Source organism: Calditrichota bacterium (genome assembly GCA_020637445.1).
In the GTDB taxonomy this organism is placed as follows: Bacteria; Electryoneota; RPQS01; order RPQS01; family RPQS01; genus JABWCQ01.
Genome location: JACJVZ010000001.1, coordinates 1,641,275 through 1,655,701 on the forward strand (window position 1 = coordinate 1,641,275; position 14,427 = coordinate 1,655,701).

A 14,427-nucleotide genomic window follows, 5' to 3' on the forward strand; every position below is an offset into this window, starting at 1 on the left:
TTAGAGTTCCAGAGCTTTCTTCATCATCGCCTTGGTCGCGTTAAACGCCGTAACGTTGGCCTCAAAGGCTCGCGACGCGCTGATGAGATCCGTCATTTCCTGCACGAGGTCGACATTCGGCATTTGCACCATGCCGTTTTCGTCGGCGTCCGGGTGGTCGGGATCGTATACTTCTCGGAAGGGCGATTGATCCGCTTCAATCGTAGCCTTCACACCCTGCATTGGGGACAGAATCTTGTCTTCGTCGCGCCCAAACATGTGGTTCGTGTCGGTGCGAGCGAGCTTCTGGTTGGTGCTCTGTGAAAGGGCCGTTTCAAACCGCTGGTCTTCCGAAAGCACGGTGGCTTTGCGGCGGTAGGGCCCGCCGTCTTCCGTGCGGGTAGTTTCGATGTTTGCGATGTTTTCGGCGATGGCGTTCATGCGCTTCCGCTGGGCGGTCATACCCGACGTACTGGTGTTCATGCCGGAAAACAGGGGATGGATTTCCATCAAGCGATCCTTTAACTTTTTTGCCACCAGAACGATAAGCAGTTATCGTGCCGACCCGTCAAAAACTTTAATTTGGGCTTTAACTTTCATTTTAAGTATTTGTTAATATATATTTTAATATTACAACAGACCTGAAAGGCGGCAGACTTTTCACATGGGCATATCTCTCGTCCGGCATCAATTTCCCACAGGTGGAGCTTTAGGTTGCCTATGCAGATGTTATAGGATGGAGCAAACGATGTGACAAGTCGGATGTCTGGTTTGCCTTTTAGGCGCGAATTGGTTACCGTATTTTGATAATTTATTGGGAGCAAGCCACCCAAAACTGGCGGCCACCTTTATGTATAGTATTTTTGAGTCTCTTCGGAAATGGATAGTTCTCGCAATGCTGGCAGTCGCATGGCTGGCATTTTCGGGCTGCTCGGAAGCTCAAGATGGCGAGTATCAAGGTTATGTGGAAGGCGACTACGTGGACGTCGCGTCATCACAAGCGGGACGTCTGGATTCCGTTGCCGTCACGCGCGGCGACACGGTTGCCGAAGGAGCCGCGCTTTACTACTTGGAAGCGACCATTGAGTCTGAAGGACTCAAACAAGCTCAGGAGCAATTAGCAACGGCGCAAGCTCAGCTCAGCGATATGCAGCAAGGGCGTCGCCCCGCCGAGATCAATGTGATCAAAGCACAGCTTGAGCAAGCTATTGCCAACCGCAAGAGCATCCAATCGAGATTGAGCCGCGAGGAGAAGATTTACGGTGAGGGGAGTTTGTCGCCGGAAGGGATGGACGAGCTTCGCGCACAGGCCGACATGGCCGAAGCGAAAGTCACGGAAATGGAGAACCAGCTTAAAGTAGCAAGCCTGCCTGCACGGACGGATCAACTGAAGGCGCAGGAGGGAATTGCGGCATCGGCGGAAGCCGCGGTATTGCAAGCGAAGTGGAAGCTCGATCAGAAGGCCGTGCATGCGACGGACGGCGGCCTCGTGGTGGACGTGCTCTATCAGGTGGGTGAGTGGATTCCCGCCGGGTATCCGGCCGTGAGACTCTTGCCGGAAGAGAACCGCAAGATTCGATTTTTTGTACCGGAGAGTCAATTGTCTATGGTAAAGACCGGACAAGAAGTAGTCGTACATGCCGACGGCTGGACAAGTGGCGTACCGGCCACAGTCAGCTTTGTCTCGACCACGGCCGAATATACGCCTCCGATTATCTACAGCAACGAAACGAGATCGAAGCTCGTTTATATGATTGAAGCGCGCCCCGTGGATATGGCCGCGCATCTGAACGTCGGCCAACCCGTGACCGTGCGCTTCAAATGAACCACGAGCTGGCCATCGACGTCCAAAAACTGACCAAATCGTTTGGCCACAAACGAGTCGTGAATGAAGTCTCCCTGCAAGTTCAGCGCGGGGAGATTTTTGGTTTTCTGGGACCCAATGGCAGCGGCAAGACGACGACCATTCGTATGATGTGCGGACTGTTGAAACCGGACTCCGGCAGCGGAACATGTTTGGGTTTCGACATCCGTAAGCAAAGCGACGAAATCAAACGCCGCGTCGGTTACATGACGCAAAAGTTTTCCTATTGGGAAGATTTGACGATCCGCGAGAATCTCGAATTTGTCGCGCGCATGTACGACATGCCCGACAAGCAGGATGCCGTCAACGGAGCGTTACGCGACTTGGGGTTAACGGACAGGCAGCATCAGTTGGTCGGCGCGCTGTCCGGCGGATGGAAACAGCGCCTTGCGCTGGCCGCTTGCCTTTTGCATCAGCCGCAACTGCTGCTGCTCGATGAGCCGACAGCCGGAGTAGATCCTTCGGCACGCCGCGATTTTTGGGAAGAGCTGCATTTGCTTGCGCTCAAGGGGATTTCCGTGCTCGTGAGCACACACTACATGGACGAAGCCGAGCGCTGCCACAAGTTGGCCTATATTTTTAACGGCAACATGCTCGCGCAGGGAACGTCGGATGAAGTGGTTGCATCGCAGAAGCTCTCGACGTGGCTTGTGCACGGTGAAGATTTGGCGATTCTTTCGGAGAAATTGCAGAAGACGGACGGAGTATCGCAGACGGTGTTATTTGGGAGCACGCTGCATGTTAGCGGACTGAACAGCACCGCACTTGAAGCGGAATTGCGACAGGCCGTGGCGGGAACAACATGGAAAATCGAACCGATTGAGACGGGACTCGAAGACGTGTTCATTCATCTGATGAAGAGCGCGAATAACCACAACGGAGTCAAAGCATGATCGGATTCAGCCGCGCCGGGTTCTCCCGCTGGTGGAGCATGGTGGTCAAGGAGTTTCTGCAGATCAAGCGGGACCGCTTGACGTTCGGGATGATCGTGATGATTCCGCTCGCGCAGTTGACGCTCTTCGGCTATGCCATAAACAGCGATCCGAAGCATATGCCGACGGGGCTGCTGGTGCAAGACCACAGCGACATTACGCGGACGATTCTTTCGACTCTCAAGCATTCGGAATATTTTGATATCATCGGCACGTTTCAGGATGAGGCCTCTGCGCAGGCCGCGTTGGCAAAGGGAGAGGTGCAATTCGTCATCAACATTCCGGTGAATTTCACGCGTGACGTCTTGCGCGGCGACCGGCCCGCGATTTTGGTTGAAGCTGACGCCACCGATCCGAGCGCCACGAGTATTGCCTTGGCTGCAGTCGCTTCGGTAACTGAGTATGTCGCACGCAAGGACTTGAAAGGTCCGCTGACCAGACTGGCCGGGAGTCCCGCTCCGTTCGAGGCGCGTGTGCATCGTCAATACAATCCGGAAGGCAACACTCACTACAATATCGTTCCGGGATTGATGGGTGTGATTTTGACGATGATGATGATCCTGATGACGGGGCTGGCCATGACTCGCGAGCGCGAACGCGGGACGATGGAGAATCTTTTGGCCATGCCTGTCAAGCCGCTTGAAGTCATGGCGGGCAAGATTCTGCCGTATATTTTCATCGGCGTCCTGCAATCCACGATAATTTTGCTTGGAGCTTTATTCCTATTTCATGTTCCGTTTTTTGGAAGTCTGTTTACACTCTATGTCTCCATACTCTTGTTTGTGGCTGTCAATCTCATGGTCGGAATAACGCTGTCATCAATCGCGAAGAACCAGCTTCAGGCCATGCAGATGACGATGTTTTATTTTCTTCCCAACATTCTTCTCTCCGGGTTCATGTTTCCGTTTCGCGGAATGCCCGAATGGGCTCAAGTGATAGGAAACGCCCTTCCCCTAACCTACTTCCTCCGATTGGTGCGCGGCATTTTTCTAAAAGGCAGCACACTCCCTACTCTCTGGCCGGACATTTGGCCGCTCATTCTGTTTGCCTTCCTCCTAATGACCATCGCGGTGACGTTTTACCGCCGCACGCTCGACTAAGTTATCCGCTCAGTTGATTCAGGGTCAACCTAATTTATTCCCTTGTCCGTTTATTGATTGAAGTCAGTCCATTATCTGGAGCGATCATTTTCTAACAGAACTACTTTTTGCTTGCGAATTAGACATAAATGCTCTTATTCTAATATTGGTGTCGAGAATCATTGAGGAACAGACCAATTCGTGAAGGGCAGCAGGCATGAATGTCACTAAGAGATTGTTTATAAAATGGTTTGTTGCCCACTTTCTGGTTCTTCTGGTTGTTAGTGGTCAAGCTCTCGCGATTCAACAAGACCCAGAAAACCCCTTGGAAACGCCTCCAACTCACTGGGACGAGCAGAGAGCATGGGAGGTCACGGGCAACGTAGTCACGGACATGCGAAACGGAGCAGTTCAGACAGTAAGTGGCCTTCGCGAGGGCCCGTATTCTGTAAAACTGGAAGACGCTGCCTGGGATTTTCTAAAGGCTCACTCGGATTGGCTTCGGTTCGAGCCGAAAGAATCGAACCTGCAAATAGCCCGAACTGCTGAATCGCCGGGTGGTTTTCACGTTACGTTCGAGCGTGTTATCCATGGCGTACGAGTTTATCCCGGCAATGTCGTCATATCGTTTGATCGGGACATGTACGCGCGTTTCTTTTTCTCGAGTATTTATGTCTTCGACGACAGAGTCTCGACGACTCCAGCGATATCAAAGGACATGGCGATTCAGGTTACGAACGCGTATTTGGAACCACTTACAGAGCCCGTTTTTGGTCCGGAGGCAAGTTTGGTCATATGGGCTGGAGACAATCGAGACTTTTCGCTTTGTTGGAGGGTGATCGTTAATTACGCCGAGAAGTCTTATGCCCGCGGAGACTGGGAAATTATGGTGGATGCGAGTAGTGGTCAGGTCAGACGAGCGAAAAATACGGCGGAGGGAGACGCCACTGGTTACGTGTTCGATCCCAATCCCATCGTAACGTCGGGAATGCCGTACGGATCGCCGGGACTTTCGGACAACGACGACGCAAACAGTACGGAGTTGTCCAACGAGCGAATTTCACGTACACTGCCTGACGTCAGCTTCTTTATTGCCTACCCCGGATTCGAGTGGTACGAGTTGAGCGGAGACTTTTGCAGAATAGTCGATATCGAATCTCCCAATTATTCTCCGCCTTATCCCAGCAACGATATTTTCAATTACTCGCGCGATCAATATGATTTTGAAGCGGTAATGTGCTATTACCATATCGAGAACTCGCACTACTGGTTGGATTCACTTGGTTTCGGAAGCATTCTGAACTTTCCTATTGAAGTAGATCCTCACGCCGAAGACTTTGCGTGTAACGCGCATCACCACAACAACGGGGACTATCTGACATTCGGCGATGGAACTGACGAAGTCGATGCCGCGGAAGATGCAGATATTATCTTACACGAATATGGACATGGCATCAATCATTCGATCACTCCAGACTGGGGCGGCGGCGAGGAGGGCGCGTTGGGTGAAGGTTGGGGCGACTACTGGGCGAATTCATACAGCCGTTCGGTCTCATCCTATGGTGGTGACCTAGTCGGAAACTGGGGCCTTCAAACTTGCTTTGGAGGCCGGTCAATGGTAGCTAATAAGCACTACCCTGAAGACGTCGCGGGTGAATCACATGCAGATGGCCAGATTTGGAGTCAGGCGCTTCACGATGGAGAATCGGACATCGGTCGAACGAGTATGAATAGCGACGTTTTGCAGAGCTATTATTACTACGGCAGCGGCGCGTCAATGCTCACCGCCGCATTGGCCTTGATTGACGCCGATCAAGCGCTATATGGGGGTGTGCATCTGGGACCGATTTCGGCTTCGCTGCTTGCGCGAGGTCTTCTGGATCTTCCGGACAATGATGTTTGCCGGGGCTTCACGATTACTTCGCTCCCGTTTGACACCGTTGGAACAACGGTGGGCGCTTCAAATGATTATGATCATACTTGCGCATCGCCGAATTCGCCTGATGTTGTGTACACGTTGGCCCCGTTGACGTGTCCCACTCAAGTCGTTGTCAGCCTCTGTGGGTCTTCGTTTGATACGGCAGTCGAGATTCGAACGGACGGCTCATGTCCGGGTTCCACGGTGGTCGGGTGCAACAACGATTTTGCCGGCTGCAGTCCGCAGAGCCGAGCTGCATTTGCTGCCGAACCGAACATCCCGTACTACATACTTATTTACGGCACCGGTACGAACGCCGGGAATTATGTTTTGTCGGTTGACGGAACTCCGGGGGTTCCTGTACCTTCAAATGACCATTGCGCCAATGCAACGGTTATTCCGTCATTTCCTTATACGGATTCCGGCAACACCTGTGCGGCAACAAGTGATTTCGACAAGTGCGTGGGACAGAATTCGCCGGATGTCTTTTATCGTTACGCATCGCCCGACTGTCAGCATATCACCGTTTCGCTTTGCGGATCGGACTACGATACCGCAATCGAGATTCGCACAGGCGGGCCGTGCCCAGGCAACACGCTTGTTGCCTGCAACGATAATTTCTGCGGTTTGCAGAGCCAAGCAGCCTTTGACGCTGCGGCGAATCAAACGTACTTCATCGTGGTTCACGGATATGTGACGGGAAGCCGCGGCGCGTATACGCTCAATGTGGTGACCGGCGGTGCGTTCGTTCCCCCCAATGACACTTGCCCCGGGAAAACGATTGTGTCACTTCCCTACTCGGACAACGGCAATACCTCATGTGCTGAGAACGACTACCCAAACTGTGCCGGAGTTTTGTCTCCAGACGTTGTTTACAATTACACTCCTCAGGCGTGCGGGACTGTTACAGCGTCACTTTGTGGTTCGGAGTATGATACAGGGATCGAAATTCGTGCAGGCGGTCCTTGTCCGGGAAATATCCAAATTGCCTGCAACGATAACTCTTGCGACTTTCAGAGTGAGGCAAGTTTTTTTGCCGAATCAGGCGTCCGCTATTACTTCATCGTACACGGGCACGCAAATTCAGCCGGACCTTTTACGTTAAACGTAACAGGAACGATTGGCGGTGTTCGCTCGAACGATCACTGCCCGGGCGCAACGGCCATCACGCAATTGCCGTATACAGACGTAGGCAGCACGCGTTGCGCGCACAACGACCGCCCGAATTGCGTAGGTGTCGACAGCAAGGATTTGTTCTATTCGCTCAATTTGGAAGCCTGCGAAGTAGTGACCGTGTCACTTTGCGGATCGGACTTCGACACGGGACTGGAAATTCGCACAGGCGGTTCCAGTTGTCCCGGTACGACTTTAGTTGCATGCAACGACAACTTCTGTGATTTGCAGAGCCGAGCAACATTTACTGCTCTCGCAGGCATTGATTACTGGTTCGTTGTTCACGGTCAAAACATGGAGGCCGGGCCGTTCGTATTGAACGTAACGGGAACTGCTTGCGCTCCGGAATCGCTGGTTGTAACGCGCGTGAACAATGACATTAATCTGCGCTGGGCACCGGTTGGACCGCAAGGCTCCGTTATTTACTCGGTGTACAGATCCGCCAATTCAAGCATACTGCCCGTGCCCGCAAATCTGATTGGCACAACAACAAATGGTTTCTATTCCGATGCAGACGCCATGTTGAATCCCGGGCTTCGATACTATTATGTCGTTACAGCATCAACAGAGCCACTTCAAATGAATGCTCGCAAAGACGCGCCTGCTGCGACTCAGAGTTCAAACAGCTTGAGGGTGTTACCCACTGCTAAATCCGATTTCTGAAAAGTCACGAATTCGGCAGCAGCCGGGGTTCGGGAATCTGACCAAAGAACTTCTTTTCCATATTTTCTGAAATAACGAGACTCGGAATAGACCGTGAAGTTTTTGAGTGAAGCAAAGGGCCGCTAATAAGCGGCCCTTTGCTTTTGGCTGTCCCGAGAAATTCACTCCCAAAACTCACTTGCCGGACTTCCTGTTTGCCTTCCTCCTGTTGACCATCGAGGTGACGTTTTGCCCCCGCACGCTCGACTAAGCCACCTGCTTCCTTTTCTATTATTCAATTGAATTGTTTGCTATGCTGGGTAGACCTGCTTGTGTTGGAGCGGGTCTTTTGTGTTTTTTTCTGAATTAGTTGAAAAGGCTTGCAAATCCAAATAAAAGATTCAAATATACTACATAGTCCGCTAATTGGTTGTAAAGTATGGAGAATCAAGCGAGGATTTCAGTATGGATTTGTCTAAGAGACTGTTAAGAAAAGCAATTGTGGCTGTCGCTATGGCAGCCATCGCGCTGGCCAACTTGGCCTTTGCCGTCCATGTCTATGAGGTCAACCCTCTTGAGACACCGCCGACTCATTGGGACGAAGGCAGCGCATGGGAAAATGACGGGAATGCGGTGATTGACACCCGTTCGGGCCGCCTACAATCCGTCAGCCAGCTTCACGAAGGTCCTTATAGCGGAACACCGGAGGAAGCCGCTTGGGAGTTTCTGTCGGCACATAAAGATTGGTTGGGTATGGCTCCGACCAAAGACGGACTTCAGGTGGCGCGCTCCGCGGAATCTCCCGGCGGCTACCACGTGACATTTGAGCGAGTCATTAACGGCGTGCGAGTCTACCCGGGCAACGCGGTCGTCTCGTTTGACCGCGACATGTACGCCACTTTCTATTTTTCGAGTCTTTACCTCTTCGATAATACGGTCGTCACGACTCCCGCGATCTCTTCGAGCATGGCGATTCAGATTGCCAAATCATATGTTGAGCCCCAAACAGAGGCGATCTTCGGCCCTGAGACGGATTTGGTGGTTTGGGCCGGTGACAACCGCGATTTTGCGTTGTGCTGGCGAGTGCTCGTAAACTACTCCGAGGAATCGGATGCCGGCGGAGATTGGGAGATCATGGTCGAAGCGAGCAGCGGGGCGATTTTGCGCGCCAAGGATATTGCGATGGCCGTGAATGGTACGGGATACGTTTTTGATCCGAATCCGATTGTGACGTCGGGCATGCCGTACGGATCGACCGGATTGACGGACAACAATGACGCAGATTCTCCGCAGCTAACCGCGCAGAGATTCAACAGGACGTTGCTGGACATTTCTTCATTTCCGTTGTTTGGCACGACTTACTACTATCTGACCGGTCCCTATTGTGACATCGACGACATCGAAGCGCCGACAATAGCACCGGTAATTCAGGCTGGCAGCTCGGCGTTCAACTATACTCGCTCCGCGGATGCCTTTGAAGACGTCGTTACGTACTACCACATTGACAAGAGTCAACGTTGGATGCGCTCGTTGGGATTTTTGAGCATTCAAAATGCGCCGTTGCCTTGTGATCCTCACGCCGAAAATTTCAGTTGCAACGCGCACTATCATCCGTCTGGCAATTACCTGACGTTTGGACAAGGCTCAAGCACGTCGGATGCGGATGCCGCCGAAGATGCGGACGTTGTCCTCCACGAATACGGTCATGCGATCCACAACTCGATTACTCCGGGCTGGGGCGGCGGCGACGAAGGTCGTCTTGGTGAAGGCTGGGGCGACTACTGGGCGAATTCGTACAGTCGATCCGTGTCGACCTACGGTGGGAACTGGGTCGTGAACTGGGCATTGCAGCCATGTTTCGGGGGCAGGTCGATGCAAGCGGGATTGCACTATCCCGAAGACAATACGGGTGTTCATTACGGCGGACAAATTTGGAGTCAGGCTCTGCACGACGCGGAGATAAACATCAACAGCCGCACGGTAATGAACAAGGTCTCGCTGCAGAGCTATTATTACTACGGCACCGGTGCTTCGATGCTCACCGCTGCAAATGCGGTGATCACAGCGGATCAGAACCTCTATAGCGGATCACATGTCGGCGGCATCACGACGTCGTTTGTTGCACGCGGATTAATCGATCCGCCGAACAACGACGAATGCCCCGGCTACACGATCTCTGCACTTCCGTATGTCGGCGTCGGCAGTACGGCAACAGCAGCATTTAACTACTCGCATTCTTGTGCGTCCTCCAACGCTCAAGACGTCGTTTACACGTTGTCTCCGGCAGCCTGCCCGCGCGACATCGTGGTCAGCTTGTGCGGTTCGAGCTACGACACCGCAGTCGAAATTCGTTATGGCGGGTCATGTCCGGGAAGTTTTTCGGCGGGGTGCAATGACGACTACAGCGGCTGCGGCCTGCAAAGCCAGATAGCTTTTACAGCGGACGCGAACACGACGTACTACATCATTGTTTTCGGATTCAGCACGAACTCCGGCAGCTACAATATCGCAGTGACCGGCTCCGCGCACGATCCGATTCCGGCGAACGACTCGTGCCCCGGATCAACCGTCATCAGTACGCTTCCGTACAGCGATTCGGGAACGACCTGTGGCGCGACAAACAACTACAATACTTGCGTGGGAACGTCGTCACCCGAAGTGGTTTACACGTACACATCTCCAACTTGTCAGACCGTGACGGTTTCTTTGTGCGGATCGAGCTATGACACGGCGATTGAAGTCCGCTCCGGCGGAAGCTGTCCGGGAAACACGCTCGTTGCCTGCAACGATGATTATTGCGGGCTTTCCAGCCAAGTGACATTTGAGGCGGCGGCAAACCAAACTTACTACTTCTTCGTGCACGGCTACTCTACGACGAGTCAAGGGAATTACGTCCTAAACGTTACGTCAGGCGGCCTGTTTGTTCCGGCTAATGATACATGTCCGGGCACGACCATTAACTCGCTGCCTTTCACGGACAATGGCAACACCGTTTGCGCGAACAACGACTTCGCCAACTGTATCGGCACAACTTCACCGGACGTCGTGTATAACTACACTCCGTTGGCATGCGGAATGGTGACCGTGTCGTTGTGCGGTTCGAACTACGACACTGCCATCGAAGTACGCGCAGGCGGCGACTGTCCCGGGTTGGTTCGCGTCAATTGCAACGACGATTTCTGCAGCTTGCAGAGCGAGCTAACCTTCTTCGCCGAAGCGGGAGTCCACTATTACTTCATCGTACACGGATTCTTCACATACGCCGGACCGTACACGATCAACGTCGCCGGTCAGTCCGGCGGTATACGCCCGAACGACGCCTGCACGGGTGCCTATGCAATTACGCAACTTCCGTACACCGACGTGGGCAGCACGTATTGCGCGGACAACGACAATGCCAATTGCGTCGGCACGAATAGCTGGGATGTTTTCTATTCTTTGCAACTCGAGTCGTGCACGGAAGTCACAGTTTCGCTGTGCGGTTCGGAGTATGATACGGGTTTGGAAATTCGCTCCGGCGGTTTCACTTGCCCGGGAACGATATCGATTGCCTGCAACGACGACAACTACTGCGGCGACCAATATGTGCTTCAAAGCACCGCGACGTTTACGGCATTGTCCGGCCGTCCGTACTGGATCATCGTGCACGGTTATTCGGGTTATGCTGGACCGTTCATTATGAATGTGACGGGCAATACGTGTTCTCCGGAATCTTTGGTCGTGATTCGCCAGAACAACGACATCTATTTGGATTGGGCGCCGGTCGCATCTTCCGGTTCAGTCACATATAGTGTTTATCGTACGACGACACCGGATCCGCAGCCGATTGCCGCCAATTTGATTGGCACCACGGCGAACGCGTTCTACACCGATGCGAATGCGACGGCGAATCCGAACTTGCAGTACTACTACATCGTCACGGCATTGGGCCCGACGCTTCTGCTGGACACGCCGGGTGACGCCGCGATTGCATCTGTTCAGACGAAAACGGAGACCGTTGAAGCGACGACTGAATCGATGAGCTTTTATCTTAATCCCGATTGGATCTCCGGCCCGAATCCCGACAAGCCGCAGCCGGACGAGGAATTTGTTCCGGCGGTCAATTGGTACGGCACGCTGGCTCCGCAACCCGAATCAAAACAGGTCAAGAATTAGCGCTGGCGAAAATTGAAAGCAAAAAAGGGTTCTCCAATCGGAGAACCCTTTTTGTAGTGCCTCAATTTGGCTATTGAACTTCAGCTATAGAAAGCGACGGATAGAGTTTTTCAACGTCGAGGAGACAAGTAACGACTCCCGATTGCGAATGAGGCCAGTATCCAAGAATCGCCTCGTAGTGCTTCAGACCACCAACGGTGTCGGGGTGCTGCACTTCCTGTTCGTTGATCTGCACGACGGAGTGCAGCGAATCTACGCAAATTCCGACCAATCCTCCGTCTCCTGAAAGAACAATGACGACTTGACGAGTGGTATCTTTGACCTGTTGGATAGCCTCGTTCAAAAGGGTCACTAAACGCGAGAGAGTGGTGCCCCTGTGCTCTTCGATTAGTGCCTGCGCTTCGGCCTTCTTTCCACTTTTTCCCAATTCAATTGCTGTTTTGCCAAGCTCGTGAATCTTGGCGTGAGGAATCACCGCTTGCTGCAGCAAAACTCTCAATTTCGGATCATCCGTTTCAAAAGCAGCGTACCATTTCCCGAATTTGCATTGCGTGGGATCAAGGCTCAACTTGAATTCGCATCCTTCTTGAATTCAGGTGCCGAGCGAATTCAACCAATTGACATGGTCTTCTTTGCGAGCTTCGAGGGTATCGATGATTTCTATGCTGGCGTGGTCATTCGCCATTCCGAGAATTCTCCGCATATCCATGACAGGAATAATCTCGTTGCGGAGAATGGCAACCCCAAGCTGCTCGGGCGGCTGTTTTGGAACTGTGCGTGTCGCCATCAATGCGACCATTTCCCGAACATGGCCGATCTCAACCCCATAGATTTCCGTCCCCAAACAGAACGTGACCCACTTTCCAGCCATAAGTTGCTCCTTATTAGCAATGAACCATTCGGAAAGAAGCAATATAGGATCCACTTTTGTAATGTCTACATTCCAATTAATATTTACAAGTCATTAGCTTGCAAGAGGATGCTGGCCGGAACTCCACAAAGCGAAAATGAGCCAGCAGAATTGCTCTACCGGCTCAAATTTTCGGAGAAGTGGACCTTTTAGTCCACGGCGATCCCTTCCTCACGGTACTCACGCAGTTTGTTGCGGAGAGTGCGGATTGAAATGCCGAGGGACTCTGCGGTTTTCGTACGGTTGTTGTCATGCACGCGTAGCGCACGGAAAATAGCGGCCTTTTCGATTTCGGACAACGTTGCCGTGGCTTGCGCATCGAGCGTGAACATGGTTTCAGAGCTCGGCGAAGTTTCGATGCCGTCGAGATAGAGATGCTTGGTACGAATGTGGGTGTCATCGCACATAATCACGGCGCGCTCCATCTTATGCTGCAATTCGCGGACATTGCCGGGCCATTCGTAGGACATCAATTGCTCCATGGAGATTTCGTCGATGCCCTGAATATCTTTCGCATACTCGGTGGCATAGAAAGAAACGAAATGGCTGGCCAAAACGGGAATATCTTCGCGGCGGTCGCGCAATGGGCTTACCATGATCGGGCAGACGTTCAAACGGTGGAAGAGGTCTTCGCGGAATTGCTCGTCGGCGATGGCCTTCTTTAAGTCACGGTTGGTCGTAGCCACAATCCGGACGTCGATCTTGATGGTTTCGCGTCCGCCGAGTTTTTCGAATTCACGCTCTTGCAGCACACGCAAGAGTTTGGCTTGCATCGTCGGCGACATTTCGCTGACTTCGTCAAGCAGCAATGTTCCCCCGTGCGCCATTGCGAAGCGGCCCTCGACCGTCTTAATTGCACCGGTGAAGGCACCTTTTTCGTGTCCGAAGAGTTCCGATTCCATAAGAGTTTCGGGCATCGCGGCACAGTTGATTTTCACGAACGGGCCGCTGCGGCGCGGGCTGTTTTCATGCAGTGCACGGGCGATCAATTCCTTACCCGTCCCCGATTCGCCCTGAATTAGTACCGTCGCTTTGGTCGGCACGATCATCTCAAGTTGTTCGAGTACTTCGAGCATCTTGGGAGATTGGCCCAGAATATTATTGAACTGGAATTTCGTTCCGAGTTCGCGTTTTAGTTGATAGTTTTCGAGTTTTAGTTTACGCGCTTCGAATGCTTTCTGTATGCGCAATAATAAGGTTTCCTGCGGGAACGGCTTCTCAAGGAAATCAATGGCTCCGTCTTTCAGCGCGGCGACCGCTTCCGGCACGCTTCCGTACTGCGTCATGATCACGACGTCCACTCCGGGGAATCTCTCGTGGACGGTTCGAAGGAGCTGAAGACCTGACATTTTGGGCATTCTGACGTCGGAAACGATCACGTCGAACTGTTGTCCGTCTTCAAGCAGGCTTAGGGCTGTTTGGCCGTCTTCGCAGGCTTCGACAGCATAGTTTCTTCTTTTCAGCGTTTGGACCAGCCAGTCGCGAAAATGTTGTTCGTCATCTACAACCAAAATACGATTCTTGGCCATAAGCAGCATCCTCGATTTAGCGTTCGGAAAGGGTCACTATACTTTGTAAAATCAGGAGTTGCGCCTCAAAACCCGCATTCTCCACGCTATAGCAAGTTCGACTACAACCTACGCTAAAATGGTAGGATACTGCGTGATTTGCCATAGGCTTGCGCAATATAACAATGGATTTTGAGTTTGTCAAGCAGAATTTGCCGAGGGAAAGTGTTGCCGAGAGGCGGAGAGTTCTTCCTCCTATCTTGATTA

At 52.5% G+C, this 14,427-nt stretch carries 9 protein-coding genes; 5 read left to right on the forward strand and 4 right to left on the reverse strand.

The window, feature by feature from the left end; genetic code table 11:
• Positions 1–489 (reverse strand): flagellar basal body rod protein FlgC, encoded by a 489-nt coding sequence (gene flgC / locus H6507_06980; GenBank protein MCB9368830.1) that lies wholly within the window; start codon positions 487–489, stop codon positions 1–3.
• Between the two features lie 385 nt (positions 490–874).
• Here flgC and H6507_06985 point away from each other — a divergent pair, with 385 nt between their 5' ends.
• The 5 genes from H6507_06985 to H6507_07005 all read left to right on the forward strand — a co-directional run bounded on the left by H6507_06985 (position 875) and on the right by H6507_07005 (position 11,742).
• Positions 875–1,804, forward strand: coding sequence for an HlyD family efflux transporter periplasmic adaptor subunit (locus H6507_06985; GenBank protein ID MCB9368831.1), 930 nt, complete (start codon positions 875–877; stop codon positions 1,802–1,804).
• Complete coding sequence (locus H6507_06990; protein ID MCB9368832.1) at positions 1,801–2,736, forward strand: ABC transporter ATP-binding protein; 936 nt, start codon at positions 1,801–1,803, stop codon at positions 2,734–2,736. The genes H6507_06985 and H6507_06990 overlap by 4 nt, the downstream gene beginning before the upstream one ends.
• The gene (locus tag H6507_06995; protein MCB9368833.1) at positions 2,733–3,875 is read left to right on the forward strand and encodes an ABC transporter permease; all 1,143 of its coding nucleotides are present in this window, start codon (positions 2,733–2,735) and stop codon (positions 3,873–3,875) included. The genes H6507_06990 and H6507_06995 overlap by 4 nt, the downstream gene beginning before the upstream one ends.
• Before the next feature lie 196 nt (positions 3,876–4,071).
• Positions 4,072–7,608: a M36 family metallopeptidase gene (locus tag H6507_07000; GenBank protein MCB9368834.1), complete on the forward strand. Its 3,537-nt coding sequence runs from the start codon at positions 4,072–4,074 to the stop codon at positions 7,606–7,608.
• Between the two features lie 480 nt (positions 7,609–8,088).
• Positions 8,089–11,742, forward strand: coding sequence for a M36 family metallopeptidase (locus tag H6507_07005; protein MCB9368835.1), 3,654 nt, complete (start codon positions 8,089–8,091; stop codon positions 11,740–11,742).
• Positions 11,743–11,812: 70 nt separating this feature from the next.
• On the opposite strand, the gene H6507_07010 is transcribed toward H6507_07005, so the two are convergent.
• From H6507_07010 to H6507_07020, 3 genes are all read right to left on the reverse strand, one after another.
• A complete protein-coding gene (locus H6507_07010; protein ID MCB9368836.1) occupies positions 11,813–12,310 on the reverse strand; it encodes a chemotaxis protein CheW in 498 nt (165 codons plus the stop codon).
• 24 nt (positions 12,311–12,334) lie between these two features.
• The gene (locus H6507_07015) at positions 12,335–12,613 is read right to left on the reverse strand and encodes a chemotaxis protein CheW (protein ID MCB9368837.1); all 279 of its coding nucleotides are present in this window, start codon (positions 12,611–12,613) and stop codon (positions 12,335–12,337) included.
• Positions 12,614–12,801: 188 nt separating this feature from the next.
• Entirely contained in the window at positions 12,802–14,181 is a 1,380-nt protein-coding gene (locus tag H6507_07020) for a sigma-54-dependent Fis family transcriptional regulator (protein MCB9368838.1), read from the reverse strand.
• Positions 14,182–14,427: the final 246 nt, after the last annotated feature.

What these genes read in the sequence shown, in the direction of transcription:
- flgC (MCB9368830.1), bottom strand. Translation starts at nt 489, where the DNA reads ATGGAAATCCATCCCCTGTTTTCCGGCATGAACACCAGTACGTCGGGT.
- H6507_06985 (MCB9368831.1), top strand. Translation starts at nt 875, where the DNA reads ATGCTGGCAGTCGCATGGCTGGCATTTTCGGGCTGCTCGGAAGCTCAA.
- H6507_06990 (MCB9368832.1), top strand. Translation starts at nt 1,801, where the DNA reads ATGAACCACGAGCTGGCCATCGACGTCCAAAAACTGACCAAATCGTTT.
- H6507_06995 (MCB9368833.1), top strand. Translation starts at nt 2,733, where the DNA reads ATGATCGGATTCAGCCGCGCCGGGTTCTCCCGCTGGTGGAGCATGGTG.
- H6507_07000 (MCB9368834.1), top strand. Translation starts at nt 4,072, where the DNA reads ATGAATGTCACTAAGAGATTGTTTATAAAATGGTTTGTTGCCCACTTT.
- H6507_07015 (MCB9368837.1), bottom strand. Translation starts at nt 12,613, where the DNA reads ATGGCTGGAAAGTGGGTCACGTTCTGTTTGGGGACGGAAATCTATGGG.
- H6507_07020 (MCB9368838.1), bottom strand. Translation starts at nt 14,181, where the DNA reads ATGGCCAAGAATCGTATTTTGGTTGTAGATGACGAACAACATTTTCGC.